The sequence below is a fragment of the Bradyrhizobium sp. 21 genome (assembly GCF_023073335.1).
Lineage (GTDB): Bacteria > Pseudomonadota > Alphaproteobacteria > Rhizobiales > Xanthobacteraceae > Bradyrhizobium.
Window position 1 is genome coordinate 73,798 of the sequence record NZ_JADPJG010000031.1, and the last position, 24,973, is coordinate 98,770.

The window sequence follows — 24,973 nt, forward strand, 5'->3', positions numbered from 1 at the left end:
ACAGGCATGAGCGAATTACTTCAGAAGCTGCTTCAAGCACGTGCTGAACCCCGACAAGAGGCGGAATGGCCGCTTTGGATCGCGCAGGCGCTGACGCACAAGCCCGAGACCCCTCCGGTAGGTGACTCGCCCACCAAAGCGGTCAATACCGGCCAACCGCGCAATATTCGGGTATTGAAGCGCGTCGAACCCTGAGCGGGATCAGCCGCTGGATACGGCGGCTTCTTCGGACCAAGGCTCCGTCTGGAACGCGATCACGCAACAAGCGTTGAAACCATGAGACGATTATTTATGTGACAATGGTCACATTCAACCGTTCGTGTTGTTGCCGTGGCGGCACACCGGGGCCATAATTGTCTCACACATGACTTGAACCTTCTTGGTCGAAGCCGGAACTACCGTTAGCGTAAGGCCTCCTTAACCCGAATGCGCAGAAATAAGAATCACCGAATGCGCTGGAAAGAAGCGTCATGGCTCTGATCGCTTATCTGCAATCTACAGTTGCCGAGCTATCTGAGTGGGTGCATCCGTCTAAGAAAGCCGACAAGGCTGGTGAGCAAGCGCCCATGGTCGGGCACTATAAGGTTGATTACTCGGAGCCGACACAGGCGCAGGTTGACGCAGCTAATGCGGATTGCGCGGATGTGTTGAAAACTGGCGAATGGATTTCCGTCAACCGTAAGTCGTGATATTGCCCCTGTATGGGGCAGCCCTGCTATCCGCTCGACTCACTACCTCAACAGTACGATGTAGTCTGGTGCCTTTATCCGGAAAGCGGACTCACGCCCGGGCCAACAGTTCGACCGTCGTTAGTTCTCGATGTTCGGGTAAATGAGAAAGAGCAGATGGGTGCGGTGGTTTGCACCTACGGCACAGGCGAATTTGACGATAGTCACGTTAAGGGCGACTTGATCATTCCAGTGGGCGAATTCAGGAGTTTGGGCCTCCACAAGCCCACCAGATTTGCCTTGTCCCTGAATAGCCGTATGCAACTGCTTTGGGGGCCAAAATACTTTGTCGCGCAGCCCTATATGAGAGCTATGCAAATCAGGATCGGCAGTCTTACCGATGAGCAGATTGCGCGCGCGATAGCATGTCTCAATCATCGCGGTTTGAAGCCTTACGCCTAACTGCGGCTTGTAGGGTCGACGACGCGGGGTTCATGAGAGAGCAGCCGGTCCGAACCACCTCGTCAGCGCCTCCGCAAGTCCGCGTTGGCTCCCATCTCCCACCCAGGCCACATGCCCGTCGGGCCGCACCAGCACTGCGCTCGGTGCGGTGACTTGTCCGATGGCCGGGAGCGCCCATGCGCCATCATAGTCGGCGTCGACGATAGCGATGCGATCTGCCCAAGCCGTGATGTGAACGCTGCCCGGCTTACCGAAATTGAGCAGCAAGCCTCGCGCGCCGTGCAGCAGCGTGAACAGTTTTAGCGGGCGGCCTGCGACCATCACATCGAGATCGGGCATGCGCCGCCCGAGCAGCTTGTGCCCTTCGCCGAGATCATAGCGAATGTCGAGCCCGCTCATCATCGCGCCGAAGCGTTGTCGCGGCTCGTCCATCGCGAGCAGCTCCGCCACGACATCGCGCGCGGCCTTGAGGCCGTCCTCGCCGCGGCGGAGCAGGGCGATTTGCGCCATGGTGTTGCGCAAGGTCCGCGCGGCGACGGGATGACGCTCAGTGTGGTAGGTGTCGAGCAGGCTGTCGGGCGACATGCCGTTGACGACCTGCGAAAGCTTCCAGCCGAGATTGACGGCATCCTGCACGCCAATGTTGAGGCCTTGCCCGCCGACGGAGTGATGGATATGCGCGGCATCGCCGGCGAGCAGCACGCGTCCCCTGCGATAGGTCACGGCCTGGCGGGCCGCATCGGTGAAGCGGGAGATCCAGGACGGGCTGTGGAGTCCGAAGTCGGTGCCGTACACGGCGACGAGGGCCTCGCTGAGATCGCGCAAGCCGGGCTCGCCGGTGTGCTCGAGCGTCGCTTCCGTGACGACGACCAGCACGCGCCCGCTCTCGGTCTTGCTGAGGCCGTGAAAGCCGAGCGCGTCGTGGCGCAGGCCCCAGGCGGGCTCACATGCCGGCTCACATTCCGGCTCCTGGCGCATCTCGACCTCGGCCATGAGGTTGCTCAGCGTCGGACCTGTGCCGGCGAAGTCGATGCCGGCGGCCTTGCGCACCAGGCTGCGGCCGCCGTCACAGCCGACCAGATAATTCGCGCGCAAGGTCGCACCGCCCGATAGCGTCACGTCGATGCCGGTCTCGTCCTGCGCAAAGCCCGTCACCTCGGAATTCCGATAGATCGGCACCGCGAGCTCGCTGACCCAGTCCGCCAGGATGCGCTCGATGTGGTTCTGCCGCAGCGCCAGCCCGTAAGCGTGCCGGGTCGGGAGATCGCTGATGTCGAGCCTGGTCCAGGCGAAGCCCGCGAGCTGGGTGATTTGTCCTTCGCGCAGGAAGCGGTCTGCGACGCCGCGCTGATCGAGGATCTCGATGGTCCGGGCGTGCAATCCGCCGGCGCGCGTGCCGATCAGGTCCTGGTTCGCGCGCCGCTCGACGATGGCGACGTCGACCTTTGCGAGCGCGAGTTCCGCGGCCAGCATCAGCCCGGTCGGACCGCCGCCGGCGATGACAACGGCATGGTTGGTCTTTGTCTTGGCGCTGGCTCGGCCGCGCGACCCGGACGTCGGAAGCAATACAGGCATCTCGTGACCCCTCGACTGGTTGCTTGGGTCGGGGGTTCTACGGCAGGAGCCGGGACTTGAAGCAAGCCCCTTGCGCACCACATATCAAGCTGGGAGGAAGAGCTTCGTCTCCCGCGCTGCCTGCGTTGACACGTCGGGCAAAACACCGGCAGAATGGTATCATCGAAAAGAGTTTGGTTCAGCCCGCGCGGAAGCATCCGCCGCGGGTTTTGTTTTGGGCGCCGTGCCGTTCAGCACACGCCGGTGGTGCGCTGCATGGTGTCGGCGAGTTCCTCGAACGAGAACGGCTTCCTGATCATCGGCAGGCCGCCGCGCCGGGGCTCGCGCCCCGACAATTGCAGGACCTTCAACTCCGGGCGGACCCGCCTCGCCAGCTCCGCCAGTTCATGACCGTCCATCCCGGGCATGTTGATGTCGGTGATGAGGATGGTGATGTTTCCGTTCTGCCGGAGCCGGTCGAGCGCGTCCGGACCGCTCCGGGCGCTGACCACCTTGCATCCGAGATCGTCCAGCATGTCCGTGAGGACATCGAGCACGCCGGGATCGTCGTCAACAACCAGTACAGTGTGGCTCATCGCACCAAGGTCCTCCTGATGAGAGAATGAACGCGCCACGCGCCGTGTAGGTTCCAGCACGCATTGGTCGAACGACAGACGTTTGACACGTCGGGCAAAACACTGGCAGAATGGCATCATCGAAAGATTTTTGGTTGGGCCCGCGCGGAGCGATCTGCGGCGGGCTTTTTACTTCAACATAGGTTTTGACACGTCGGGCAAAACACCGGCAGAATGACATCATCGAGAACGAGTTTGGTTCACCCGCGCGGACAACATCCGCCGCGGGTTTTTTCGTCTCGATGGCGAGATCGGACGGCGGCGGCGCATTGCGGCCACGCACTCGTCAAACCTGGAGCGCCGATCGGCGCGCCGTCGTCCGAACCATTGCTGGCCGTGCACGCGCGAACGTGCCGGCCCGCGGCGCTGGGCCATTTGCTCGCGCCGCTGCGGTCTCCGGGAACGGAGATAGGGTTCGCGCCCGAAACGATCGCGCTTCGTCATGCGATCTGCCGCGCATTTTCTTTTCTTGGAGAGATGATGACTGCTTACCTGATATCGCTCGCGCTCGCGGGCCTCGTCGCAATCGTGCTGTGGGAGATTTTTTCTTGAGCGAGGAGGTCGACTCGGGGCTGGATAACGCGCCGGCCCGCTCCCCCACGCCCAGGAAGACGTCCAAGGCGCGGACGCTGACCGAGATCCGCTCGCTGGCGCGCAGCCACACCAGAACCGCCATCCGTGTGCTCGTCGGCATCATGCGCAGCGATGACGCGACGCCGGCAGCGCGCGTCTCGGCCGCCAACGCCATCCTCGACCGCGGCTGGGGCAAGGCCGCGCAGCCGATCGAGAACGGCGAGGATGGAGCACCTGATTTTGTTCACCGGGTTGAGCGCGTCATCGTGCATCCGGAAGACACCGGCAATGCCGATGCGGCAGAAGGCAACGTCTGAGCCGGCGGACATGCAAATTCGGAATTTCGATTGATCGTTTGACACGTCGGGCAAAACACTGGCAGAATGGCATCATCGACAGAAGCTTGGTTCAGCCCGCGCGGGAAGCAATCCGCCGCGGGTTTTTCGTTCGGTGATCTCTAATTTGTGGTCTGCTTGCCGGTCCGGCGCTGCCCGGCATAGGCGCGCTGGACGGGGTCGCTGCAGTAGGACAGCCTTCGGCCGTCGCCGGTGAAGTGTCCGTCCTTGATGATCCAGAGGATGACGGTCTTGTGGTCGATCTTCTTGAACATCAGATTCTCACTGTCTGGGGTAGAGGCGGTGTCTTGCACGCTCACGGCATCCGGACCTGAAGTCGCTTGCGGCGCGCAGGTCGCGCCGATCCTGACGGTGTCCGGAAGCTGAACCCGCGTATTGTCAATCTTGCAGATGTTCGAGGCTGTCGTGATCGACTTTCCGGAGAACGAAACGATGGTGTCGTTGAACTTCGCGCAGCGCCCCTCGAAATCGGCGCCTGCTGTTGCGTAGACGCCATCGCGCGGATGGGCGCTCTTGAGGGTTCGCTCCTGTTCAGCCTTCTGCTTGGCTTTTTCCTTGGCTTTTTCCTTGGCTTCGAGTTTTGCCTCAGCATAGGCGCGTTGCGTTTCCTTGGGACAATAGGTCTCTCGCCATGCCGAACCTTCGAACTTTCCGTTCAGTGTCTTTTGAACGGAGACAGTCCCTGCATTCAGTCGCTTGATCAGCATGATCTCTTTGAACCTCCTGTTCTCCCAATTGGGATCACGAGGATAAACGTTCTGGGCCAGATTGTAGTCGTTGCAGGTCATTTCCAGCCTCAAGGAGCCCGGACCGCTTGTCGTCGTTGATCGAATATCGCAGCTCCACTCGTAGCCGACGACCGACTTTTCGCTGAGATCAATCCTGAGATTGTTCTCGTCGTTGCAGGACGATCGAAAGTTCTTGCCAGGCTCGGCGTAGATGCCGTCCTGGAGTCGCCACTTCCCAAGGTTTTGATCTAGGGGCTCTTGGGCAAAAGCAGGAAAAGCAAGTGCGACACAAGTTAGTGCCGGAAGAACTCGGCTCAGAACGCGGCAACTCGAACCTTGTCGCAAGAGGAGTCTCCAACAGTTGCATGAGCCTAAGCGTTACAGCCAGAGCGTGAAGAGGAAACTACCTGACCGGATTGGGTTGAGCAAGTCACCGGTCCCGCCACGAGCGTGCGTGGCAAGTTGTCTGGCGGTTGCGTCTTGCGACCAGTGACCACAACAAGCACTATAGTGGAGTTTCGATTTGTCTTGGGAAGATATGATGCGACGCATTTTGCCGCCAGTCGACGGTGCATCGCCTCATGTTACCAATCGCTATGGTGAGAGGTTCAATAGACCGCCCGGCTCTTCCAATCCTCACGGTGGCGTCGACTTCAATTATGAAGTTGGGGGGCAGCGTGGAATCAATCTCAAGCATCCTGATCTGCGATCGCCAGTAGATGGCGTGATATAGAGAGCGCAGGAGAGGGCACAAGCGGTCGGATTGCGATTAGGGACCGGAACGGCTTTCTTCATGAAATCTTGCATACCGACAGGCAATATGTGCGTGTCGGCCAACCGGTGGCCGCGGGCCAGTTGATCGGCGCGATGGGAAATGTCGGCGTGATAACGCACGACGGAAGGCCTGGCGCCCATCACGTCCACTATCAACTCAAGGATTCCGCTGGCGGGGTCGTGGATCCGGGCGCCTTCGCCGATGCTCTTGGCCCCTTCGATCCCAATCCAGCACCACCGGCATACGTTCCGGAGTATCTGCAATATGTGCGAGATGCGGCCTTCGTACCTGAGTTTTCGCGCGACGACGTGCGGATCCTGAGAAGGATGCCCGCCGGAAGTCCAGATCGGTCCCCCTTCAATTCAAAGCAGGAGGAAGTGCCCTATCCCCGTGCTGCTTCTCCGCTCCCGCCAGGTACCCAAGGGAGTGTCGGCGAGCGCTTCGGATACTGGCCCGAACTGGCCAGAAGCGATGGCTCCGCTGATCCGAACCGGCTTTTGCGAGGACAACCCGGCATCCCAAACAACGAAGACTGGTCCGCGATGTGGCGCAGGCGCATTGGCCTGCCCTAGGGCGAGCGAGCGTATCCATTGTCCATCCTGAAAATTCCGACGGCCAAGATCTTCGAGCCGCTCCTGAAGCCTGCGCGCTATAAGGGCGTCTATGGCGGACGCGGCTCGGGTAAATCGCATTTCTTCGGCGAGCTCCTGGTCGAGACCTGCCAGGCCGAGCGCGGCACGCTCGCGGTCTGTATCCGCGAGGCGCAGCGGACGCTGGCGCAATCCTCGAAGCGTCTGATCGAGGGCAAGATCGCGAGCCTTGGTCTCGGCCACGGCTTCAGGCTCTTCAGCGACAAGATCGAGACCCCCGGGGACGGGCTGATCATTTTTCGGGGCCTTCAGGATCACACGGCCGACTCGATCAAGTCGCTGGAAGGATTTCGCATCGCCTGGATCGACGAGGCGCAGTCGCTGAGCGCGCGCAGTCTCGCGCTGCTGCGGCCGACGATCCGCGCAAGGGACTCCGAGCTGTGGGCGAGCTGGAATCCGCGCCGCAAGAGCGATGCGATCGACGATTTTCTGCGCGGGCGCCGGCCGGACGGGTCTGTCGTCGTCAAGGCGAACTGGCGCGACAATCCGTGGTTCCCGGAGGTACTCGTGGAGGAGCGAACGCTGGACCAGAAACTCTATCCGGAGCGCTACGATCACATCTGGGAGGGCGAGTATGCACGCGCCTTCGAGGGAGCCTATTTCGCCGCGCTCCTGTCGGAGGCGTGTACGCAGGGACGGATCGGTAAAGTCGCCGCAGATCCGCTGTTGCCGCTGCGCGCCTTCGTCGACATCGGCGGCGCAGGCGCCGCGGCGGATGCCTTCACGATCTGGATCGTGCAATGGGTCGGCTCGGAAATCCGCATCCTCGATTATTACGAGAGCGTCGGTCAGGTGCTGGCCTTTCACGTCAACTGGTTGCGCTCGCGCGGCTATGATCGCGCAGTGCTCTATCTTCCGCACGACGGCATCGCCGCCAACAACATCACCGGCAAGCGCTATGAGGATCATCTGCGCGAAGCCGGTTTTGCGGTCGAGCCGCCGGTGAAGAACCAGGGCCCCGGCGCGGCCATGATGCGGATCGAGGCGCTGCGACGGCTCGGGCCGCAGCTCTGGTTCAACGCGGACACGACAGAGCCCGGCCGCGAAGCGCTCGGCTTCTATCACGAGCGCAGGGACGAGACGCGCAACATGGGGCTGGGCCCGGAGCACGATTGGTCGAGCCACGCCGCGGACGCGCTGGGGCTGATGGCGATCTGCTACGAGCAGCCGGGCAGGGCGGCCGCGTTCAACCGGCCGATCCGGTATGCCGAGCAGGGGTGGGTGTGAGTGAGATACGCTGCCGAAGTAAAACCTGGGGTTGACATGTGTTCCTGTTATGTTCTAAGAAATGTAACTTCTACCCCTGCGTGAGTTCTGGGATGTCGGCTTTGGGACTCCTGGTCGATCTGGTCGGATACGCAGTGGCGCGATCCATCTGCCGTTCCTTTCATTCGGCAGGGTCTATGTCGAGCCATTCAGTGCATCTCCACCACCGTTGCGATGGCCTGGCTATCGCCGCAACGCGAACGGGCGGATCGAATTGCGACAAGGCGCTGCCGGGTGGCTTGATTTGGCATTTGCGCCATCGTGCTGCTTGCGGCGGCGCTGGCCGTCCACGTCGCGTTCCAGCGCATAGGACACGCGGACTGACGCGCGCCGATTTCCGACAGGGCTGCAAATGGAATTCCTGATCTACTGGCTTTTCTTTGAGTTCATCGGACGTTCAATCGCGCGGTTTGTCATTCCGGCGCTATCGTTCGGCCGGGCGTATGTCCATCCGCTCAATGCGTCGCCCGAACACTTCAATTGGCTTGGCTATCGAAGGGACCAGGACCGTCGGATCGTGGTCGCGCGCGATGTTGCCGGCTTCATTTTTCGGATACCCGACTATTACGATGCCTGGCAGCTCTACAATTCAGATCCCGCTTGTTGGGAGCGATACTACAATCCGCCGCCCACCGCACCCGAAGCGAAGGATACGTTGGTTCGCGATTCTGCGGCGCAGGCTGGCATTCCGAGCCGCAGGAATGTCTTTGAGTTACCCCGAGCCCGATCCCAGGTCGCCGTCCGCGAAAGGCAGCCCACCTGACCGAGCGTCCGGTAGCGGTCCAGCGGATATTCGTCGTTTGACCCGGATGCCCGCGACGGGACGCCGACGGGGCGCAGGGGCCCCCGAGGCTGGCGACGACCACAGTGCCGTCGCGCATCGCAATATCCACCAGCATTGCCAACCGAAAGCTCATTCATGCCCAAAATGCCAATCTCCGAAGTGAAGGCGATGCTCGCCGCTGAGAAAGCCAATGCGCTCGCCGCAATATCGGCGGCGCGGCTTGCCGAAGAACGGGCTGACGCAATGGACTATTATCTCGGTGACATGCGCAAGGACATGCCGGCGCAGGACGGCCGCTCGCGCGCGGTGTCGACCGACGTTGCCGACACCATCGAAGGCCTGATGCCACAACTGATGGACATCTTCGCCGGCTCCGACGAGGTGGTGCGCTTCGAGCCCGTCGGTCCGGAAGACGTCGCCGCCGCGCAGCAAGAGACGGACTACGTCAACCACGTCTTCATGCAGCAGAACGGCGGCTTCATGATCCTCTATTCCTTCGTCAAGGACGCGCTGCTGTCCAAGGCCGGAATCGTCAAGGTCTGGTGGGAGGAGCGCGAGGAGGAAAGCCGCGAGACCTACTACGATCTCACCGACGACCAATTCGCGCTGCTCGCCCAGGATGTCGCGGAATCGAACGGCGCAATGAAGATCGTCGCGCACACGGCCCACAATGACGGCGCTGCGTCAGAGATGGCGGAAGCGACGAGTTGACGTGGTCGTAATTCAAAATCGCGAAATGTTGTTCTCGTTGACTGCGACGGCTGAGGCTCCATCAGCATCCTCAACGCGGCCGAACGACGCCAGGGAGCAAGGTTATGTTGACATCCTATTGACGATGTTCCCGTTGCGTCTATTGATATCACAGATAGCAGTAGGGCGCCAATACGCGTATTCGAGAGTGTCGCGCAACCATTATCCTTAGCCTTGTTTCTAGCGCAGAGCGACGAGTGCGACATTCCCAGTGAGGTGGAGATATGAGAATGCAAGCGATCATCACCTGGAGGACTAAGCGAATGCCGAGACGTCCGGTCGCGAGTGGTCTTCTTGTTGCTTGTGTTCGCCTTCATGACGTCCGGATGTTTCTGGTCCGGGCCATACTGAACAAGGGCAGTTTATCACATCGACGTGCGGCTCTCTCCCATCTAAAGCCGCATGACGTCGTCGTGCAGGCTTAGAGGCGCGACGCTCCCGACGAATAAGCAGGTGATTGCTCGCCCGGCTCACCGCCGCTCTTGGCCCGCTCGCCTCGATTGAAACGAACTCCTTTGAAGCGGGCTTCATCAAGAAGGACATGACGACCATGAACGTACGGGGCATCCTTAGGACGGCGGTGGGCATCTCCATTGCTTTGTTTTGGTTCTCCATGGAGCCCTGCGCGGCCCAGGAAGAAATCAAGCTGACGAAATCCATCACCATGTTGCCCGATCGACCGTCGGGAATCCAGATGATAACCAAGTTCTGGAACGAGGAGCACACTCAGAACAGTCACTTCGTTCTGACGTTCCTCACATCGGCCGAGCTTCCTGCGGTACGAAGCTATCTCGAGCGCGTGCAAGGTTTTGCGGCTGAAAAGCCGGTCGATTTTACGCTGTGGGAGGGCGCAGACTGCAGTTTCTTCCAGACACTCGTGTTCCGGGTTCGAACCAAAAATGGTCCCAGGCTTGTTGTAGGTAGAGCCGCACGAACAGGGGAGGCGTTCGTCAACGGGCAATTGGTGAAGTCTCTGGGTGATCCCAGCGAGCAACGAATCCAGATCTTTGTTCCGAAGCGGTCCGAGACGGACGATCCCGGCAAGTCGACTCTGTGGCTTGATCCCGTGGCTGAGATCGTCACCAAGCAAAAGCTATGCACGGTCGAAGAGGTTCGGCAAGCGATCCGAGCCTTCGTGCGCGAGCACATGGCGACACTCACGTCGCAGCAATAGACTCTTTTGAGGTCTCGAAATGGCAAAGGCGATATCCGCATCTCAGAACGGACTTAAGCGAGTTTATACAAATGACGATGGTTCGGTCACGGTGCTGGACGGCGGGGGGAGGAATTGGCGCAATAACAATCCCGGCAACATAAAGTACGGCGATAATGCTAAGGCCGCCGGAGCGATCGGACGGGACAATGAGGGTTTTGCGATTTTCCCCGACTATCAATCCGGCCTCCAGGGAATGCTAAATGTCCTCAAGAGGAGATATGGCAATTCCACCATCGATCAGGCGATGCAAAACTATGCGCCGCAGAGCGAAAATGACACCACCAGGTACACAGCATTTCTGAAGGAGAGAGTTGGCGTTCCTGATAGCACCTTGATCAGGGATTTTACGCCGGACGAACTCGACCGCCTTGTGAGCGGCATCCCAATCTACGAAGGATGGCGGGCGGGGGCGGTCACTGGTCCGGATCCCAATATGGGAGGGCCAGCTCAACGCGCGGGAGTCCGTGCCGATCCATTTCAGCGAGGTGGAAGAGCTGTCCCATATTTGGCACAGGCTCAGACCGCGGAGCCGGCGTTCGGTGCAACGAGCTGGCCGTCGCATCCGGCTTCGCCCAACGAGTTGTCGCCGGATGACGCCCGTCGGTTTGCCGGAGCGCAAGGCACCGCGCCGATCCCATTTGTAGACGGCGCGACACGGGCCCAACAGGCACTCGACAATTCGCTTCCCGCTCCGGGAGCTTCGCCCTGGGACCTTTCCGATCGCTTCGGCAATTGGCGCGGCCTCGGTGGCGTGTTCGGGGCGGCGAGCTCAGGCGGAAATAGTGGCCTTGGCCGAACCGACGGCGGCAACGGTCTCGGCGTGAGCAACGAGCGATCTGCGCGGATGAACGTCGATCCCTCCACGCCGGTGCAGCGTAGGACGGCATCGGAGATCAGCGGCGGCACGCTGCCGCTTCCACCCGCGCGGTTTCCGCTTGAGGCATTGCTCGCGCCTGACCCCAGTGGCGGATTGAACGAATGGGCGTCGTTCTCGCGCGGGAGGAGCACGCCTTCTGCGCGAGGTGCCGCTATCTCAGTCCCAGGGATCGAGCCGTCCAATCCTGATCAGGCATCCGCCGGCGGACTGCTGGGCCTGATCCAGGACTACATGCGCAACAACGGCTACTAGGACGACCTGGCTGACTTGCTGACAAACAGCGGGGCACATACGTTTGGGTCGAGAGGTCTGCCACCAAGAGGAAGTCATGGGATCTCTTTTCGGAGTTCTGACGCTCCGCAGATTCCAAGACCATAGATGTCGGCGGGCCGCTATCAAAAATTCTGTTTTATCGCGGGCGGCCGGCTCAGGGCGCTCTGTTTATTCAGAACGAGTACGTAGGTACGCTCTACATTGGAATAGGACGTGATTGACGAGTTCGTCAGCGCTGTTGTCAAGACCTGACATGCGCGGCGGAAGTGCTCGCGGTCGGTCGAGCTCGCCGTCGATCCCGCCAGTGCGATTTCCGCTCGAGGCGCTGCTTGTGCCGGAGCGCGATCGTGCATTGGACCAATGGACCTCGTCCTCGCTGCGGAGAGACGCATCCGCCCACGCAACGCGCTTTCGCCGGTCTCGCGTGCCAGGGACCCCTCGATCACACAGGACGATCCATCCAATCTCGATCGGCCGCCGGTCGGCGGACCACTCAGCATGATCCAGGACTACATGCGCAATAGCGGCTTTTAGCCGCTGCTGCGTTTCTGCCGCCAATCCACACGCGGCAAAACCTGAAAGTTCAATCAAACATGCCCGTTCCCTTGCTAGCCCCGGCGCCGCCCGCGCCGATGGGGTCTCCTGTCACGCATGACGTCACCATCGTCACCACGCGCAAGCTTGCGCAGGCGCGGGTGATGGGCGTGCCGCCCGAAGAATTCGGCATCGAGCGCGGCGCACGCAGCATCCGCGACTGCAACTATTGTTTCCACGAAGTTGTCACCAAGACCGAAGCGCAGTTGATCGCGGAAGGTTTTGATGCCGGCCAGATCAGGGCGCTGCGGCCGCACACCGGCACGACCGAGATCGAGACACTGGCGCGCGACACGGTGGAAGAACATCTGTCGGCGACCGCTGGTGGGGCAAGCGCCAATACGGCCGCGCGGCTGGTGCGCATCACCGAGCATTATGTGCGGATGGATTTTGAGGGCTCGGGCCGTCCCTGTCTCTACCAGGTCATCACCGGTGGCGACCAGGCCGAGATTCTGCGCAAGGACGGCAAGGACTGCATCACGCCGTTCGACGAGATGCCGTTTGCCGCCACCACGCCGGTGCCGGTGACGCATCGTTTCTTCGGCCGCTCGATCGCCGACCTCGTGATGCCGTTGCAGCGCGAGAAGACGGCCCTCAAGCGCGGTGCGCTGGACAACCTCTATCTGCACAACAACCCGCGCGTCGAGGTCGCCGAGCAGAACGCCGGGCCGAACACGCTCGACGACCTTCTGGTGTCGCGGCCCGGCGGCGTGGTCCGCACCAAGACGGCGGGCGGGCTGAACTGGCAGGTGGTGCCTGACATCACCACGTCGATCTATCCGATGCTGCAATATATCGACGCCGAGCTTGAGATCCGCACCGGCCTCGGCAAGCAGACGCAGGGCATCGACGCCAATGCGTTGCAGAACCAGTCGGCGACCGCGGTCGCGCAGGTGTTCTCGGCCTCGCAGATGCGGATCAAGCTGATCGCACGCATCATGGCCGAAGGTGTGCGCGATATTTTTGCACTGCTGCACGGCACGATCCGCAAGCACGGTCAGCGCGAGGAGACGGTGCGGTTGCGCAACGCCTGGGTCGAGGTCAATCCGCGCAACTGGAAGACGCGCGACGACATGACCATCAATGTCGGGCTAGGCGCCGGCGGCAAGGCGCAGCAGTTCGCCCAGACCATGGCGATCGCCAACGTCCAGAAGGAGCTGCTCGCCGGCGGCAAGATCAACCTCGTCGGCGACCAGCAGCTCTACAACACGGCCGCAGAGCTGACCCGGATTATGGGGCATCGCAACCCCGACCAGTTCTTTAACGATCCCATGGCCGTCAATCCGCAAACCGGGCAGTTGCTAAACCCACCGCCGTCACCGCCGCAGCCGCCGCCCGATCCAAAGCTATTGGCCTTACAGGCGCGGGCGCAGGTTGACGCCGCGTTCGCAGCGCACCAGGCGCAGCTCCAGCAACAAAAGGCGCAGAACGACGCGATCCATCTCCAGGTCAAGACGCAAGGGGAAATCGAGCTCGCCAAGATCAAGGCCGCCCTCGACGCCAAGATGACCGTGCTGGAGACGCATCTGAAGGCGGCGATCGACGTCGGGAAAGTGCAGCGTTCATATCCGCCTGGCGCGCGGCAAGCGAGAGACGGCCACCATTATCTGCCGGACTCCGACCGTCCCGGGAAATATCTGCTGGTCGTTCACCATGGCTGATTATTCTCTGGTGCCGGTCGAGCATCAGCCGGACTTCGAGAATGCCTCTCTCGTTCCGGTCGACCACGATCCGTTCAGTGATAGCGGCGTAACGCAGCAGGCGCCGAGCCCGCAAGCGCAGGCGCAACAGGCGCAGACTCCGCCGGCGCAGCCCTCAGCAAGCGCAGACTAAACAGCCTGCGATGGGAGCAAGCCGATCCGGTGCACCAATACTTGGCGTGGCAACAACAGACTCCACGGGATCTGCTGTCACGGCAGGGGCCAGTGACTTCTTCAGGTCCATCCCTCGCGGGGTCGTCTCTGGCTTCAATAGCGCGGCGAGCGCATTGGGACGCGCCACGCAGGCCGAGATGGGGCAAGACATCGACGCGCCGACTCCAGAACAGGGAATGCAGATTCTTGAGAAGGAAGTCACCGGACCAATGTACAGGCCGGAAGGCCGAGCGGGCCAATTCGGTGCATCAGTCGGGGAATTTCTCGGCAATCCCGCTTCCTATGTGGCGCCTGGAAGCGTGCCTCTCAAAGTCGGAGCGGCTGTGCTGGGAGGCCTGGGAAGCGAAGCCGGAGCCCAACTTGGCGAGGGGACTCCTTGGGAAGGACCTCTCCGATTCGCCGGCGGCGCGCTCGGCGTTCTCGGTCCGCACGGTGCAGCCAGGTTGGCAACGGGGGCGCGCGCCGCAGAAGAAGCGAGCGCAGCGCTTGGACCAGCGGCAGAATATGCGCCACGAACTTTCTATAGAGGCGATCAAGCCGGCCTTACGGAATTCCAGTCGCATGCCGCAAAAGTGGGAGGCCAAGCCTACTCCGAAGCGGTCTTGGCAAAAGGGAATAAGAACGACTTGATGACGAATCACTCGCTTGACAGCGCCAATCCTCCGTCTCCATATATCTCCGTAACCAGCGATCCTAACGTTGCCCGATCACACGGTGACACGACCTACCGGCTGCAATTGGCACCGGGCCGAGCAACTCCAAATCCATACAGCTTATATAGCGAAAGCGAGTACCTGGTTCCGCACTACATCTCACCGGACGAAATCAAAGGTACGCTTCCGTAGGTTCAGGTGCGACATGCCGACATTTCGATCTCCTCCATCTCCTCCATTTCCAGCAATCATTCCGACGAAGAGTCTCAAGCTGTCTGCTGTGCCGAACGAATCAGAACCTTGGCCGGTCATCGGACGCTTTGCGCTGACTTTTCATCCGTCCGAGGACGACCCATATAAGCTCAACTGGCGGGACTTGCCTGCCTTGTCAGCCGATAGCGGCCTGGTGCGGCTTCGGGCACACCTGTTTTTGGAGCAGCGGCGCTGGAACCATATGAGCCGCGTGCCTGATGCCGACGTCATGTTAGCCATCCGAAGGGTGGTTGCTCTCATTCGCGCGATACTGTCGGAGCAAAGCAGAGATGCATCGGGGACCGAGGCATGAAATATCCGGCCCCCACTTGGCGAGGACTCATCCGCGCGGAAGCGCCAGGCTGGTTTGTGGATCGGATGGCACATTACACAGACCGGCAGAGGAGCTTTCTGGTCTACGAGCATGGGACTGCGGTTTTTGATAATGGCTCATCCGAGCCGGATATTGCTAAATGCAACGCGGCGTTGCTGGACGTCGTAACCCATGCGCCTGACTTTTCGGTCAGGCCAATGCGCGACGGTAACTTCGTCGTCGATTTCAAAGGGCCGGTATACGGCCTCGTCGATGGTGCGTTCTTTAAGCAGAATCGACAGCAGCTATCGCTAGATGCGAAGAAGCATGGTCTGTTTCCCACCGAGAAACTTTTGTATCCGAGTGAAGAGAGCGTTAGAGCTGGTGAGCATGTCATCGGTCTTTACGCACGCGCAAATCTGTTTCTGGATGTTGAGTGCCCGGTTGTTGTAGGACGGTTTACTCCGCCCATTTGAAACTTGCCGAAGAGCAGCCGGGCGCAAGCCGGCGCCGCGCTCGCCGCACGTCAGGCGCAGCTCCAGCAACAAAAGGCGCAGAACGACGCGGTCCATCTCCAGGTCAAGACGCAAGGGGAGATCGAGCTCGCCAAGATCAAAGCCGCCCTCGACGCCAAGATGACGGTGCTGGAGACGCATCTGAAGGCGGCGATCGATGCAGGGAAGGTGCAGCGCCGGTCAGATACGAAGATCGCGCTTTCGACGCGTATCTGATGACGCTCAGTCAGGAGCAGAAGCTCCAGCACGCGCAGGAGCCTACCGGATGGATGTTGCCGAAGCGGCGCTCAATCTCGCCGCATCCGCCGCGCGCCACGATATGAAGACGCGACGGCCGAACGAAAGAGGAGGAAACCAATGTCTGACGAGAGCACACTGGAGAGGGCGGCCGCGAGCGCGGCCCGCGCCGAAGCGTTGCTCGATGACGAGCTTTTGAACGAGGCGTTCAACGCTCTCGAGAAGAGCTACATCGCGGCCTGGCGTGCCACCACGGTGGATGACGCCGCAGGCCGCGAAAAGCTCTTCCTCGCCATCAACATCGTCGGCAAGGTGCGCGATCACCTCGCGGGTATTGTCGCGAACGGCAAGCTTGCCAGTGCCGAGTTGAAGGAGCTTGCGGAAACGGCGGAGCGGCGGAAGCGGTTCGGGATCATATAGTCTGCAAAGTTTCTGCACAACTACAGGGAGAGTTGACACCGTTCCTGTTTTGTTCAATAAATAGGCATCGCTGACTCTGCAGGACTCTTCGCTGACCTGCATCCTTGCGGGCGCCGCGTTTGGCAGCGATTGGCGAAGAGCTTCTCGTGAACTGGGTGTCATATGAATTCCGATCAGGTGCTGCCTGTCTCCGCGACCGCAGGCGGGGAGATGTTTCGGCGTCCGCCGAAGCTGACCTATGCATTCGCCTTCGTGACGTTGGTGAGCATGGCCGGCAGCCATTTCCTGACATATCCGCGGCCCGAGGTCGCAGACTGGCTCCTGTGGTTCAGTCTGGCGTGTATCGTCGTCGCCGTTATATGGCTCGTCATCTGCGTGTTTATTCGAAAGCCGCGAAGCGCACCGGTCCTCCTCGTTACCTTGCTGATTTTCTATGCTCCGCACCTTGTCGAGAGCGAGAACGCGCCCTGGCTCGTGTCACTCGGATTCCGTCTTCATGCTTCACCGATCGAACAGTACTTGAAGAAGGAGTGTCGTTTGATCGAGTTCGCTGAACAGGGGGCAACGAAAGTCATCGGCGTATGTGAGGACCGGGAAGTCGGGTCCGCGCTCAATCTCGCATTCGACCTGGTCATCTACGATCCGTCGGGCGCGCTTCTCAAGCCGGAGCGAAGAACGCCTGAATGGACGCATGCATGGCATGATCTCGTCTACGGCGATGCAGCTCGTATCACGAGTTGCGGAGGGCCCACTCGTCTCATCGATGATTTCTACCACTTCTGCCAATCCTTCTAGCTTGGACCTCATTCTCGTAAAGACGGATCAATTTGATGGCTGAACAGATATTCTATGCTGGCGCAAAGCGCGGCAGGAACGTGGTCGGCTTTGTGCCGGCCAAATTTTTGACGCGCGACGGCGCGTATGTCGCGGACCCGATGCCTGGCGGCTCCCAAGGTTACGCGCTCTATTCCGACGGCCGTGGGAACAACAGAACCGAAGGAAAAATCGCAAACCCGAACAACTATCTCATCGTGCCCGCGAATTACGATGAGCAGCAGGCGAGAGGTTTTGCCGCGGAGATTACCCGGAAATGGAATACGGTGAATCCCGGCGGCGACGACGTTGGCTTGGCAGGACCGAACGAAGCTCTGATGGCGATGGCGCGAGCCTTCAGGCCTGGCGGTGCGCAGGATTTGCAGCGTCATCCCCAATGGGGCGTTCCGAATGGCCTCTTTGTGCCAGCCTTTATCAGCAGTGCTTCGAATCATCTGGGACACGTCACTGCGTTGACGCCGATCCCGATGGAAGCTGCCGAGGTCGGCGGCGGGGCTTCGAACAGGTTGGGCGCCATGGGCGAGTGGTTGAAGGAGTTCAACAAGAGCCGAAGAAATACCGGCGCGCAATCGCCATCTCCGCCGCCCATGGATACGTCCGGTCCCTACGGCCTCTCACAGCAAAACCATGCCAACATCGTTCATGGTTATGAGTACGGCCGCCGTAGCATGCTCCCGCCGTCCGCCTTCGAGGAGTACGGCAACAACGCACCGCCACAAAGCACAGCCGCGGTCATTGGCGACGGCAACGGTGTCGCGCCCTTTCCGGGCTCGCTCGCTGGCGTGAACGTCGATGAGCCGGCGCCCGCGGCCTGGCCCCCTGCAGCAGTCGCCCCCGTGCGCTATCTGAGCTCGTATCGCGTCCCATACTGATCGCAAGCCAACGGATGACCGTACGACGACGCCCTCATGTCGTGGCTAAGGGGCAATGCGTGGCTGCGGTAACATTGGGAGCTCAGCGCCGGCCGGTTGCCCAAGCTGCGTCTTCGTCTGCGTTGCGTGTGCGGCCAGGCTGACGCCACCGATCACGTCAACCATCCCAATTGCGCCGACCCTGCGCGATACGCGCAGGCGCCCGGCAGAGATGTCTCGCGGATCCGCGAACCGGAAACCGAATTTTCCGCGCCATCGCGTAAGCGAGAACAGAAAACGCCAGTCAACCAGGCTGCAGTTTCTCAGAGGCGCAGCGTCATCGCTGCGCTATCGGAACAGCGCGGCCCTTACAAGGAAACATCGATGTCTCTACCGACTTCCACTTTCGTCACCTACTCCGCGGTTGGCAACCGCGAAGACCTCAGCGACATGATCTATCGCATCGATCCGGTCGATACGCCCTTCATGAGCGGCGTCGACAAGGAGAAGGCGACTGCCGTCAATCACGAATGGCAGACGCAAGCCCTTGCCGCCGCGGACAACTCCAACGCCCAGCTCGAGGGCGACGATCCCAACACCAACACGACCACGCCGACCGTGCGGCTCGGCAATCTCTGCCAGATCTCCTACAAGGTCGCGCGAGTCTCGGGCACGCAGCAGGCGGTGGATCACGCCGGCCGCGACAATGAGCTCGCCTATCAGGAGATGCTGAAAGGCCTCGAGCTCAAGCGCGACCTCGAGACCATCCTGTGCGGCACCAACCAGGCCAAGGTCGCCGGCAACACCACGACGCCGCGCAAGTCCGCTTCCGTCCTCTCCTGGGTCCTTTCGAACACCTCGAAGGGAACGGCGGGAGGTGCGGCGGATCCGGCCGCCGCCGACGGCATGGGAACGCGAACGGACGGCACCCAGCTCGCCTTCACCGAAGTGCGTCTGAAGACGGTGCTGTCCTCGATTTGGGGCAATGGCGGCAAGCCCGGCACCATCATGACCGGCGCTTTCAACAAGCAGGTGTTCTCGACCTTTACCGGCCGCTCCACCGCAATCGAGGAGTCCAAGTCGAAGAAGATCGTCGCGTCGGTCGACGCCTATGAGTCCGATTTCGGCAAACTCAAGGTGGTCGCCAACCGCTTCCAGCGCCCGCGCGACGTTCTGGTGCTCGAGCTCGACAAATGGGCGGTGGCTTATCTCAACGGCCGCAACATGATCTCGATCCCGCTCGCCAAGACCGGCGATTCCGATCGCCGGCAGATCCTGGCGGAATACGCGCTGGTGGCCCGCAACGAGAAGGCCTCGGGCGGCGTGTTCGACAACACCTCCTCCTGAGCGATCAGGATCATCCGTTCCACCCTTGTCCACTCTTGGGGCAGCCTTCGGGCTGCCCCTTCCTTTTTGGAGAGCCAAGATGCCGCTTCCCGGCAATCGCACCCTCAATACCGCCGATCTCACGGCCTACACCCCGTCCTGCGGCGCGAGTCCCGTCGCTGCTTATGTCCGCATTCCCTTTCGCTGCCGCGTGCTGAAAGTCGCCGGCATCCTTGGCGGCGCGATCACGACCACCGATGGCACCATCACAGTCTCGGCCAATGCGACGACGCTGGCAACGTTCACCGTGACGCAGGCGGGATCGGCCGCTGGCCAGTTGTTCTCGGCCGTGCCGCCGTCGCCGACCTATCTCAACGAGGACGACGTGATCGTGCTGACGCCATCTGGCGCCTCCGGCGCGACGATCCCCATGCATTTCTCGATTTCCGTGAGGACCGCCTGACATGCCGTTCTTCTCCAAGCAAAACTCCTCGCGCGTCGGTCCCAGCCAGACGGTCGCGTATGACAGCAGCGTCGGCGCCACCAACGCGTTCGGACCGGAAACCTATCAGCTTCGCCTGGTCGCCAATTCCGGCTGTTGCTACCGGATCGGCGACGGCGCGCAGACCGCGACCATCTCCGATCCCTATCTGCCGGCCAATGTCGTCGAATACGTCACGGTCAGTCCAGGCCAGCGCATTGCGGCGCTGAAGGCCGCGACCAACGGCCTGATCACAGCGACCGCCGGCACTCTCTGGGTCACGGAGATGTCGTGATGGACGGTGTCCTGATCAGGCCGCATCTCGACAGCAACGGTCGCGAACTCGCGATCGAGCATGTCCAGGACGTGGCGCCGATCCTGGAATGGAATAGGCAGGCGCGCCAGGACGAACAGCATGGCGACTGGGGGCGGCACGTCGCCCGCATTCCCAATGTCATCTACGTCCGATGGCTCAACGAGGAGCATGCGAGGGGCAACGCCTCGCTGCGGCTGTTCACGCCCGAATTCGACGCGATCGTTCAGCGGAAGCTGGACGATCCCGAATGGGCCTATTTGCGAACCGACAGGCCGAAATTGCAGGCCGGCTGGTCTGCGGAGCTCAAATGACCCAGATTACCGATTACACGTCGCTCCAAACCGCGGTGACCGAATATCTCGCGCGCGACCAGGATACGACGCTGATCGCGCGGATCCCAACCTTCGTCCAGCTCGCGGAAGCCAAGTTCAACCGTCAGCTCTTCGTGCGGCAGATGGAGCAGCGGGCGACCGCGCTTGTCGATCTCGGCTCGAACGAGCCGGAGTTCATCTCGCTGCCGTCGGATTTCCAGTCCATGCGTCGGGTCCGGCTGTCGAGCGTGACAGGAAAGCCCTGCCTCGAGTTCAAATCGGGGACGCAGATGGACGAATATCGCTTCGCGACGTCCGATGTCGCGGCGCGGCCGCGCTATTTCACCGTGTTCGGCAGCGAGCTGGAGCTCGCGCCGACCCCTGACACCACCTACACCATCGAAATGGTCTATCGGCAAAACGTTCCGGCGCTCGCGTTGAACGCCGGCAACTGGCTGCTGGCTATGGCGCCTGATCTCTACCTTTACGGCGCCCTGCTGGAATCCGCGCCGTACATCAAGGAAGACGCTCGTATCCAGACGTGGGGGCTCGGGTTCACGTCGGCGCTCGCGGATCTCAACAATCTCGGGTTGACGTCGACCTTCAATGCCGGGCCGATGACGGTGCGCGTTTCCGGACAGGTCATCTAGGACATCTTGGGAGAACAGTCTTGGCAAGTTTCAACAAGTTCAATTGCTTCGTACAGGATGTCGCCAACGCGCTGCACGACATGAAGACCGGTACGGCGCAGGTCTACAAGATCTATCTGACCAACACGGCGCCGGTTGCCGCGAACACGGTCTATAACGCGCCAGCAGATCTCGCAGCCGGCAACGGCTATACCGCGGCCGGCAACAGCATCGGCACCATTACCGGCGCGCAAACGACGGGCACGTTCAAGTTTGTCGGCGGGACCGATCCGGCGTGGACGGCATCGGGCGGCTCGATCGGGCCGTTTCAATACGCGGTGCTCTACAATTCGACGTCGTCGACGAAGCCACTGATCGGCTGGTGGGATTATGGCACGGCGCTCACGCTCACCAATGGCAACACCTTCACCGTTGATCTCGACCAGACCAACGGCATTTTGACGATCACCTGACATGGCAGCTTTTCTCGACGTTTGCAGGTTCACGCCGTCGGCAGGCGGCACGACCGACTGGACCTATGCTGCGGCCGTCACGGGCTATCAGAGCCCTGTCGCAGCCGGCGTGGTCAATGGTCGGTTCTACAAATATCGGGCCGAGAGCTCCGATCTGTCGCAATGGGAGGTCGGGGAGGGTGCGTACAACACCGGGACCGGAGTCCTGGCGCGAACCACCGTGCTGTTCAATTCATCAGGCACGACCTCGAAAATCAACTTCTCCGCCACGCCGCAAGTCGCGATCGTTGCCCTCAAGGAAGACCTGATCTCTATCGAAGAAGCGAACAGCTTCACGACGGCGCAGAAGCTCCAGGTGCGCACCAATATCGGAACGTTCGACGAAGGCGCATGGAGCCCGTTCACGCCCTCTCCATCCGCGGCCGGCGTCTCGGCTTGGACCGTCAACTCCGCGCGCTACAAGCAATGGGGCAAGGTCGTCCATTGGGAGATTGATCTCGCGATCACGACCGGCACATGGACCGCCGGCAGCACCATGACATTTACCCTGCCGGCCACGGCGAATTCACCGGGCAGCGGCTCCGGGTGGGAATTTGTCGCAATCGGTGTGGGTATCTTCTTTTACATCAACCCGGGCGGTCTGTCGCAGATGAGTGCGCGATGCGGCTCGAACCTCATCGCGACATCGAGGTTTGTAGCCTCCGGCATCTACGAAAGCACCTAGCCCATGTCACTGCTCGGCTTTGACGCTCCCGGCCGGCTCGCTCTCGGGCAGTTGCCGACGCTCGGGCCGACTAACACGGTTATGCCCACGACCACGGGCGCCTATGCAGTCGCGGGGCAAACGGCGGCTTTCAGGTGGACGCAATCAGGCAATCAGGGCCTGTTCGTAGCCTTCGGTCTTGCCGCCACGTTCAGCACTGTGCTGTCGGAGGCGACAGGCAGCCACCTTGCGGCGGGAAATAGTGCTTCATTCGCATCGTCCTTTGCCGCAGGCCCCGCTGCATATTCAACTGGCGGACAGTCGGCAAAGGCTGCTGTTCGGCTCTCTTCATTGCCGGGCACCTATTTGCTCGCGGGAAACAGCGTATCAGTTCGCACGTCGATGCTATCGGCTTCCGGCGCCTACGGCGTGAGCGGGTATCCTTCGACATTTTCCCGCGATTTCGAGGCCTGGTTTCCGCGACCGTTTGATTTCGACAGCTGGACTGCCAGGGGGACGGAGCACGAGGCTTGGACCCCGCGGGATGGCGCCGCGGCTTCCTGGGCGATTGGGGCGGAGCCGTCAATTGCGTGGACATCCGCCACGATTGAACCCGAAACATGGGATGACTGAATCATGCCACTTCTTGCCTACGGCGAATACCGCCCCGACGTCAGCGACTATGAGGGGCAAGCTACGCGCAACATCCTCAACGTGATTCCGCGCGGCGATGGCTATGGACCGTTTCCATCCTTCTCGGCTTACACATCAGCGCTTCCGGCGCCGTGCCGCGGCGCATTCTACGCGCTGAAGTCGGACGGCACGGTCATCACCTTCGCGGGCACGGGCACCAAGCTCTACCGGCTCAACAACATCGACTTCAGCTGGGTCGACGTCTCGAAGGGCGGGGCGTCCTATTCGGCGCTTTCCGCAACTGCGCAGTGGCAATTTGCCCAGACCGGGAATTTTGTCTTTGCGACGCAGGCCAACGCGGTACTCCAGATATTCGACCTTTCATCGTCCACGGCGTTTGCCGATGCACTGGGTACGCCGCCGCAGGCCGCCTATATCAGCGTGGTCGGGCGCTTCCTGGTGCTGTCAGGCCTGCTGTCGACTCCATACCGGATCCAGTGGTCCGGGCTAAATAATTTCAATGCTTCGGACAGCTGGACCAGCGGCATCAAATCGTCGGACTTCCAGGACTTCCCGGATGGCGGCATCGTTCGCGGCGTGGCCGGCGGCGAATCCGGCGTCATCTTCCAGGACCAGGCGATCCGGCGCATGTCTTATGTGCCGGGCTCGCCGATCATCTTTCAGATCGATCGCATCACCCAGGACAAGGGACTCTACGCGCCGTACTCGATCATCCGCGCCGGCGAGCGAATCTTTTTCTACGCCGGCCAGGGCTTTCACAAGATCGAGCCGGGCGGCGTCCCGCAGCAGATCGGGCGCGAGAAAGTGGATCGCAGTTTTCTCGCTGATCTCGACAAGGGCAATCTCCAGCTCTTCATGGGCGCGGCCGACCCGCGCTCGACACGCGTCTACTGGGCCTACAAATCTGTTTCCGGCACGGTCGGCGCTTTCGACAAGCTGCTTGGTTACGACTTCCTGCTCGACCGCTTCTTTCCGGTCTCAATGACGGGCGAGTATCTGCTCGGCATCTCACAAACTGGACTGACGCTGGAAAACCTCGACAGCATCTCGTCATCGCTGGATGCCTTGACGCTGAGCCTCGACGCCTACGCGACCGCGGTGCAGCCGGAGATCGCGCAGTTCTCCAATGCCCATGTGCTCGGCTTCTTCCGCGGTCCCAGTCTCGAGGCCACGATGGAGAGCCCGGAGCAGGGCACGGACGAGAACCGTATCACCATCCGCGGCTTCCGTCCGGTGACCGATGCGGCAACATTGTTCGGCTCGGTGTCTTGGCGCGACACGCCGGCAGCGGCGGCAACGCCAGGTGCGGAAGTTCTGGTCAATGCCCGCACCGGCCGCTGCGACGTGCGACGCGACACCCGCTATTCCCGCTTCAAGGTTCGTATCCCGGCGGCGACCTCGTGGTCGTTCTGCGCCGGCATCGTCCCCGATCTCAAACCCAACGGCACGCTATGACAGCCTACGTCCCCGGTATCACCGAGACCGACCTGAAGAAGATCGTGCTCGCGATCCAGCAGCTCGCGGCGGGACGATCGAATGCGGTCGGCAGCGTGACGCTCACGACGGGAGCGTCGAACACGACGGTGACGACGGCGAATTGTGCGGCGGGTTCGGTGCCGATCCTGGTGCCGGCGTCGGCGAATGCTGCGGCGGAGGCCGGTAACGGGACGATGTATGTGAGCGCTGTGGCGAATGGCGCGTTCACGATCTCGCATGCGAATGCCGCGACGACGGGGCGGACGTTTTTGTATGCGGTGATAGGGTGAGGGCCTCGCAGGGACTCTCCTGGGAAAAGACAGAAATCGTTTGACCAGTCATTCGACCTTGCTGAGCTCGCATCGCGGCGGCCGGGCCGGATAGCGCTATGCGCCTTTCACTCCCTATTTTCAGCAATAGCTTTGCGAGAGATTTTCGATGGCAACTCCCGATATCCAGAATCTGTTTGACCGCTTTCTTCAAATCTACGGAGG

The 24,973-nt window shown here is 61.2% G+C and carries 31 protein-coding genes; 27 read left to right on the forward strand and 4 right to left on the reverse strand.

Annotated features, from left to right (window positions below; translation table 11 throughout):
* The coding region (locus IVB31_RS24340; protein ID WP_247328667.1) for a hypothetical protein at positions 1–195 on the forward strand (195 nt) is incomplete at its 5' end.
* 275 nt (positions 196–470) lie between these two features.
* On the forward strand, positions 471–689 hold the full coding sequence (locus IVB31_RS24345) for a hypothetical protein (protein WP_247328671.1): 219 nt from the start codon (positions 471–473) through the stop codon (positions 687–689).
* A 120-nt stretch (positions 690–809) separates the two neighbouring features.
* Here IVB31_RS24345 and IVB31_RS24350 read toward each other — a convergent pair whose 3' ends face one another.
* The 3 genes from IVB31_RS24350 to IVB31_RS24360 all read right to left on the reverse strand — a co-directional run bounded on the left by IVB31_RS24350 (position 810) and on the right by IVB31_RS24360 (position 3,280).
* The gene (locus tag IVB31_RS24350) at positions 810–1,106 is read right to left on the reverse strand and encodes a hypothetical protein (protein ID WP_247328676.1); all 297 of its coding nucleotides are present in this window, start codon (positions 1,104–1,106) and stop codon (positions 810–812) included.
* Between the two features lie 54 nt (positions 1,107–1,160).
* Entirely contained in the window at positions 1,161–2,705 is a 1,545-nt protein-coding gene (locus IVB31_RS24355; RefSeq protein ID WP_247328679.1) for an FAD-dependent monooxygenase, read from the reverse strand.
* Positions 2,706–2,935: 230 nt separating this feature from the next.
* Entirely contained in the window at positions 2,936–3,280 is a 345-nt protein-coding gene (locus tag IVB31_RS24360) for a response regulator (RefSeq protein ID WP_247328682.1), read from the reverse strand.
* A 234-nt stretch (positions 3,281–3,514) separates the two neighbouring features.
* Here IVB31_RS24360 and IVB31_RS24365 point away from each other — a divergent pair, with 234 nt between their 5' ends.
* The gene (locus IVB31_RS24365; RefSeq protein ID WP_247328685.1) at positions 3,515–3,871 is read left to right on the forward strand and encodes a hypothetical protein; all 357 of its coding nucleotides are present in this window, start codon (positions 3,515–3,517) and stop codon (positions 3,869–3,871) included.
* 20 nt (positions 3,872–3,891) lie between these two features.
* Complete coding sequence (locus IVB31_RS24370) at positions 3,892–4,209, forward strand: hypothetical protein (RefSeq protein ID WP_247329199.1); 318 nt, start codon at positions 3,892–3,894, stop codon at positions 4,207–4,209.
* Positions 4,210–4,349: 140 nt separating this feature from the next.
* On the opposite strand, the gene IVB31_RS24375 is transcribed toward IVB31_RS24370, so the two are convergent.
* Positions 4,350–5,321 (reverse strand): hypothetical protein, encoded by a 972-nt coding sequence (locus IVB31_RS24375; protein WP_247328688.1) that lies wholly within the window; start codon positions 5,319–5,321, stop codon positions 4,350–4,352.
* 384 nt (positions 5,322–5,705) lie between these two features.
* On the opposite strand from IVB31_RS24375, the gene IVB31_RS24380 reads away from it, so the two are divergent.
* The 23 genes from IVB31_RS24380 to IVB31_RS24490 all read left to right on the forward strand — a co-directional run bounded on the left by IVB31_RS24380 (position 5,706) and on the right by IVB31_RS24490 (position 24,769).
* Complete coding sequence (locus IVB31_RS24380) at positions 5,706–6,323, forward strand: M23 family metallopeptidase (protein WP_346730894.1); 618 nt, start codon at positions 5,706–5,708, stop codon at positions 6,321–6,323.
* A gap of 18 nt (positions 6,324–6,341) precedes the next feature.
* Positions 6,342–7,628, forward strand: a complete 1,287-nt coding sequence (locus IVB31_RS24385; protein ID WP_247328694.1) for a phage terminase large subunit — start codon at positions 6,342–6,344, stop codon at positions 7,626–7,628.
* A 391-nt stretch (positions 7,629–8,019) separates the two neighbouring features.
* Positions 8,020–8,430 (forward strand): hypothetical protein, encoded by a 411-nt coding sequence (locus IVB31_RS24390; protein ID WP_247328696.1) that lies wholly within the window; start codon positions 8,020–8,022, stop codon positions 8,428–8,430.
* Between the two features lie 156 nt (positions 8,431–8,586).
* Positions 8,587–9,162, forward strand: coding sequence for a hypothetical protein (locus IVB31_RS24395; protein ID WP_247328698.1), 576 nt, complete (start codon positions 8,587–8,589; stop codon positions 9,160–9,162).
* A gap of 496 nt (positions 9,163–9,658) precedes the next feature.
* On the forward strand, positions 9,659–10,375 hold the full coding sequence (locus IVB31_RS24400) for a hypothetical protein (RefSeq protein WP_247328700.1): 717 nt from the start codon (positions 9,659–9,661) through the stop codon (positions 10,373–10,375).
* A gap of 19 nt (positions 10,376–10,394) precedes the next feature.
* On the forward strand, positions 10,395–11,546 hold the full coding sequence (locus tag IVB31_RS24405) for a hypothetical protein (protein WP_247328702.1): 1,152 nt from the start codon (positions 10,395–10,397) through the stop codon (positions 11,544–11,546).
* Between the two features lie 381 nt (positions 11,547–11,927).
* A complete protein-coding gene (locus tag IVB31_RS24410; protein WP_247328704.1) occupies positions 11,928–12,101 on the forward strand; it encodes a hypothetical protein in 174 nt (57 codons plus the stop codon).
* 59 nt (positions 12,102–12,160) lie between these two features.
* Positions 12,161–13,822, forward strand: coding sequence for a hypothetical protein (locus IVB31_RS24415; RefSeq protein ID WP_247328706.1), 1,662 nt, complete (start codon positions 12,161–12,163; stop codon positions 13,820–13,822).
* Positions 13,815–13,994 (forward strand): hypothetical protein, encoded by a 180-nt coding sequence (locus IVB31_RS24420; RefSeq protein ID WP_247328709.1) that lies wholly within the window; start codon positions 13,815–13,817, stop codon positions 13,992–13,994. Before IVB31_RS24415 ends, IVB31_RS24420 begins: the two co-directional genes overlap by 8 nt.
* A 1,255-nt stretch (positions 13,995–15,249) precedes the next feature.
* Complete coding sequence (locus IVB31_RS24425) at positions 15,250–15,729, forward strand: hypothetical protein (protein WP_247328711.1); 480 nt, start codon at positions 15,250–15,252, stop codon at positions 15,727–15,729.
* Positions 15,730–15,732: 3 nt separating this feature from the next.
* Positions 15,733–15,984, forward strand: coding sequence for a hypothetical protein (locus IVB31_RS24430; protein WP_247328715.1), 252 nt, complete (start codon positions 15,733–15,735; stop codon positions 15,982–15,984).
* Between the two features lie 141 nt (positions 15,985–16,125).
* Positions 16,126–16,425 (forward strand): hypothetical protein, encoded by a 300-nt coding sequence (locus IVB31_RS24435; protein ID WP_247328718.1) that lies wholly within the window; start codon positions 16,126–16,128, stop codon positions 16,423–16,425.
* Between the two features lie 162 nt (positions 16,426–16,587).
* Complete coding sequence (locus IVB31_RS24440) at positions 16,588–17,220, forward strand: hypothetical protein (protein ID WP_247328720.1); 633 nt, start codon at positions 16,588–16,590, stop codon at positions 17,218–17,220.
* A gap of 35 nt (positions 17,221–17,255) precedes the next feature.
* Positions 17,256–18,131: a hypothetical protein gene (locus tag IVB31_RS24445; protein ID WP_247328722.1), complete on the forward strand. Its 876-nt coding sequence runs from the start codon at positions 17,256–17,258 to the stop codon at positions 18,129–18,131.
* Positions 18,132–18,494: 363 nt separating this feature from the next.
* Positions 18,495–19,457 (forward strand): DUF5309 domain-containing protein, encoded by a 963-nt coding sequence (locus IVB31_RS24450; protein WP_247328724.1) that lies wholly within the window; start codon positions 18,495–18,497, stop codon positions 19,455–19,457.
* Between the two features lie 79 nt (positions 19,458–19,536).
* The gene (locus IVB31_RS24455; RefSeq protein WP_247328727.1) at positions 19,537–19,899 is read left to right on the forward strand and encodes a hypothetical protein; all 363 of its coding nucleotides are present in this window, start codon (positions 19,537–19,539) and stop codon (positions 19,897–19,899) included.
* Between the two features lies 1 nt (position 19,900).
* Complete coding sequence (locus IVB31_RS24460; protein ID WP_247328729.1) at positions 19,901–20,212, forward strand: hypothetical protein; 312 nt, start codon at positions 19,901–19,903, stop codon at positions 20,210–20,212.
* Positions 20,212–20,544 carry a hypothetical protein gene (locus IVB31_RS24465; RefSeq protein ID WP_247328731.1) on the forward strand — a complete coding sequence of 111 codons (333 nt, stop codon included), beginning with the start codon at positions 20,212–20,214 and terminating at the stop codon, positions 20,542–20,544. Before IVB31_RS24460 ends, IVB31_RS24465 begins: the two co-directional genes overlap by 1 nt.
* A complete protein-coding gene (locus tag IVB31_RS24470) occupies positions 20,541–21,194 on the forward strand; it encodes a hypothetical protein (RefSeq protein WP_247328733.1) in 654 nt (217 codons plus the stop codon). Before IVB31_RS24465 ends, IVB31_RS24470 begins: the two co-directional genes overlap by 4 nt.
* 20 nt (positions 21,195–21,214) lie before the next feature.
* Positions 21,215–21,646, forward strand: coding sequence for a hypothetical protein (locus IVB31_RS24475; RefSeq protein WP_247328735.1), 432 nt, complete (start codon positions 21,215–21,217; stop codon positions 21,644–21,646).
* 1 nt (position 21,647) lies between these two features.
* Complete coding sequence (locus IVB31_RS24480; RefSeq protein ID WP_247328739.1) at positions 21,648–22,370, forward strand: hypothetical protein; 723 nt, start codon at positions 21,648–21,650, stop codon at positions 22,368–22,370.
* Positions 22,371–22,985: 615 nt separating this feature from the next.
* Positions 22,986–24,458, forward strand: coding sequence for a hypothetical protein (locus IVB31_RS24485; protein WP_247328741.1), 1,473 nt, complete (start codon positions 22,986–22,988; stop codon positions 24,456–24,458).
* Positions 24,455–24,769, forward strand: coding sequence for a hypothetical protein (locus IVB31_RS24490; RefSeq protein ID WP_247328743.1), 315 nt, complete (start codon positions 24,455–24,457; stop codon positions 24,767–24,769). Before IVB31_RS24485 ends, IVB31_RS24490 begins: the two co-directional genes overlap by 4 nt.
* The last annotated feature ends 204 nt before the right edge of the window (positions 24,770–24,973 follow it).

Bases quoted from the DNA above. Each gene is read 5' to 3' on its own strand.
- IVB31_RS24470 (WP_247328733.1), top strand. From the start codon at position 20,541: ATGACCCAGATTACCGATTACACGTCGCTCCAAACCGCGGTGACCGAA.
- IVB31_RS24415 (WP_247328706.1), top strand. From the start codon at position 12,161: ATGCCCGTTCCCTTGCTAGCCCCGGCGCCGCCCGCGCCGATGGGGTCT.
- IVB31_RS24390 (WP_247328696.1), top strand. From the start codon at position 8,020: ATGGAATTCCTGATCTACTGGCTTTTCTTTGAGTTCATCGGACGTTCA.
- IVB31_RS24405 (WP_247328702.1), top strand. From the start codon at position 10,395: ATGGCAAAGGCGATATCCGCATCTCAGAACGGACTTAAGCGAGTTTAT.
- IVB31_RS24410 (WP_247328704.1), top strand. From the start codon at position 11,928: ATGGACCTCGTCCTCGCTGCGGAGAGACGCATCCGCCCACGCAACGCG.
- IVB31_RS24345 (WP_247328671.1), top strand. From the start codon at position 471: ATGGCTCTGATCGCTTATCTGCAATCTACAGTTGCCGAGCTATCTGAG.
- IVB31_RS24350 (WP_247328676.1), bottom strand. From the start codon at position 1,106: ATGATTGAGACATGCTATCGCGCGCGCAATCTGCTCATCGGTAAGACT.
- IVB31_RS24490 (WP_247328743.1), top strand. From the start codon at position 24,455: ATGACAGCCTACGTCCCCGGTATCACCGAGACCGACCTGAAGAAGATC.
- IVB31_RS24435 (WP_247328718.1), top strand. From the start codon at position 16,126: ATGTCTGACGAGAGCACACTGGAGAGGGCGGCCGCGAGCGCGGCCCGC.
- IVB31_RS24465 (WP_247328731.1), top strand. From the start codon at position 20,212: ATGGACGGTGTCCTGATCAGGCCGCATCTCGACAGCAACGGTCGCGAA.
- IVB31_RS24440 (WP_247328720.1), top strand. From the start codon at position 16,588: ATGAATTCCGATCAGGTGCTGCCTGTCTCCGCGACCGCAGGCGGGGAG.
- IVB31_RS24445 (WP_247328722.1), top strand. From the start codon at position 17,256: ATGGCTGAACAGATATTCTATGCTGGCGCAAAGCGCGGCAGGAACGTG.
- IVB31_RS24420 (WP_247328709.1), top strand. From the start codon at position 13,815: ATGGCTGATTATTCTCTGGTGCCGGTCGAGCATCAGCCGGACTTCGAG.
- IVB31_RS24480 (WP_247328739.1), top strand. From the start codon at position 21,648: ATGGCAGCTTTTCTCGACGTTTGCAGGTTCACGCCGTCGGCAGGCGGC.
- IVB31_RS24485 (WP_247328741.1), top strand. From the start codon at position 22,986: ATGCCACTTCTTGCCTACGGCGAATACCGCCCCGACGTCAGCGACTAT.
- IVB31_RS24425 (WP_247328711.1), top strand. From the start codon at position 15,250: ATGAAATATCCGGCCCCCACTTGGCGAGGACTCATCCGCGCGGAAGCG.
- IVB31_RS24395 (WP_247328698.1), top strand. From the start codon at position 8,587: ATGCCCAAAATGCCAATCTCCGAAGTGAAGGCGATGCTCGCCGCTGAG.
- IVB31_RS24450 (WP_247328724.1), top strand. From the start codon at position 18,495: ATGTCTCTACCGACTTCCACTTTCGTCACCTACTCCGCGGTTGGCAAC.
- IVB31_RS24355 (WP_247328679.1), bottom strand. From the start codon at position 2,705: ATGCCTGTATTGCTTCCGACGTCCGGGTCGCGCGGCCGAGCCAGCGCC.
- IVB31_RS24360 (WP_247328682.1), bottom strand. From the start codon at position 3,280: ATGAGCCACACTGTACTGGTTGTTGACGACGATCCCGGCGTGCTCGAT.
- IVB31_RS24460 (WP_247328729.1), top strand. From the start codon at position 19,901: ATGCCGTTCTTCTCCAAGCAAAACTCCTCGCGCGTCGGTCCCAGCCAG.
- IVB31_RS24455 (WP_247328727.1), top strand. From the start codon at position 19,537: ATGCCGCTTCCCGGCAATCGCACCCTCAATACCGCCGATCTCACGGCC.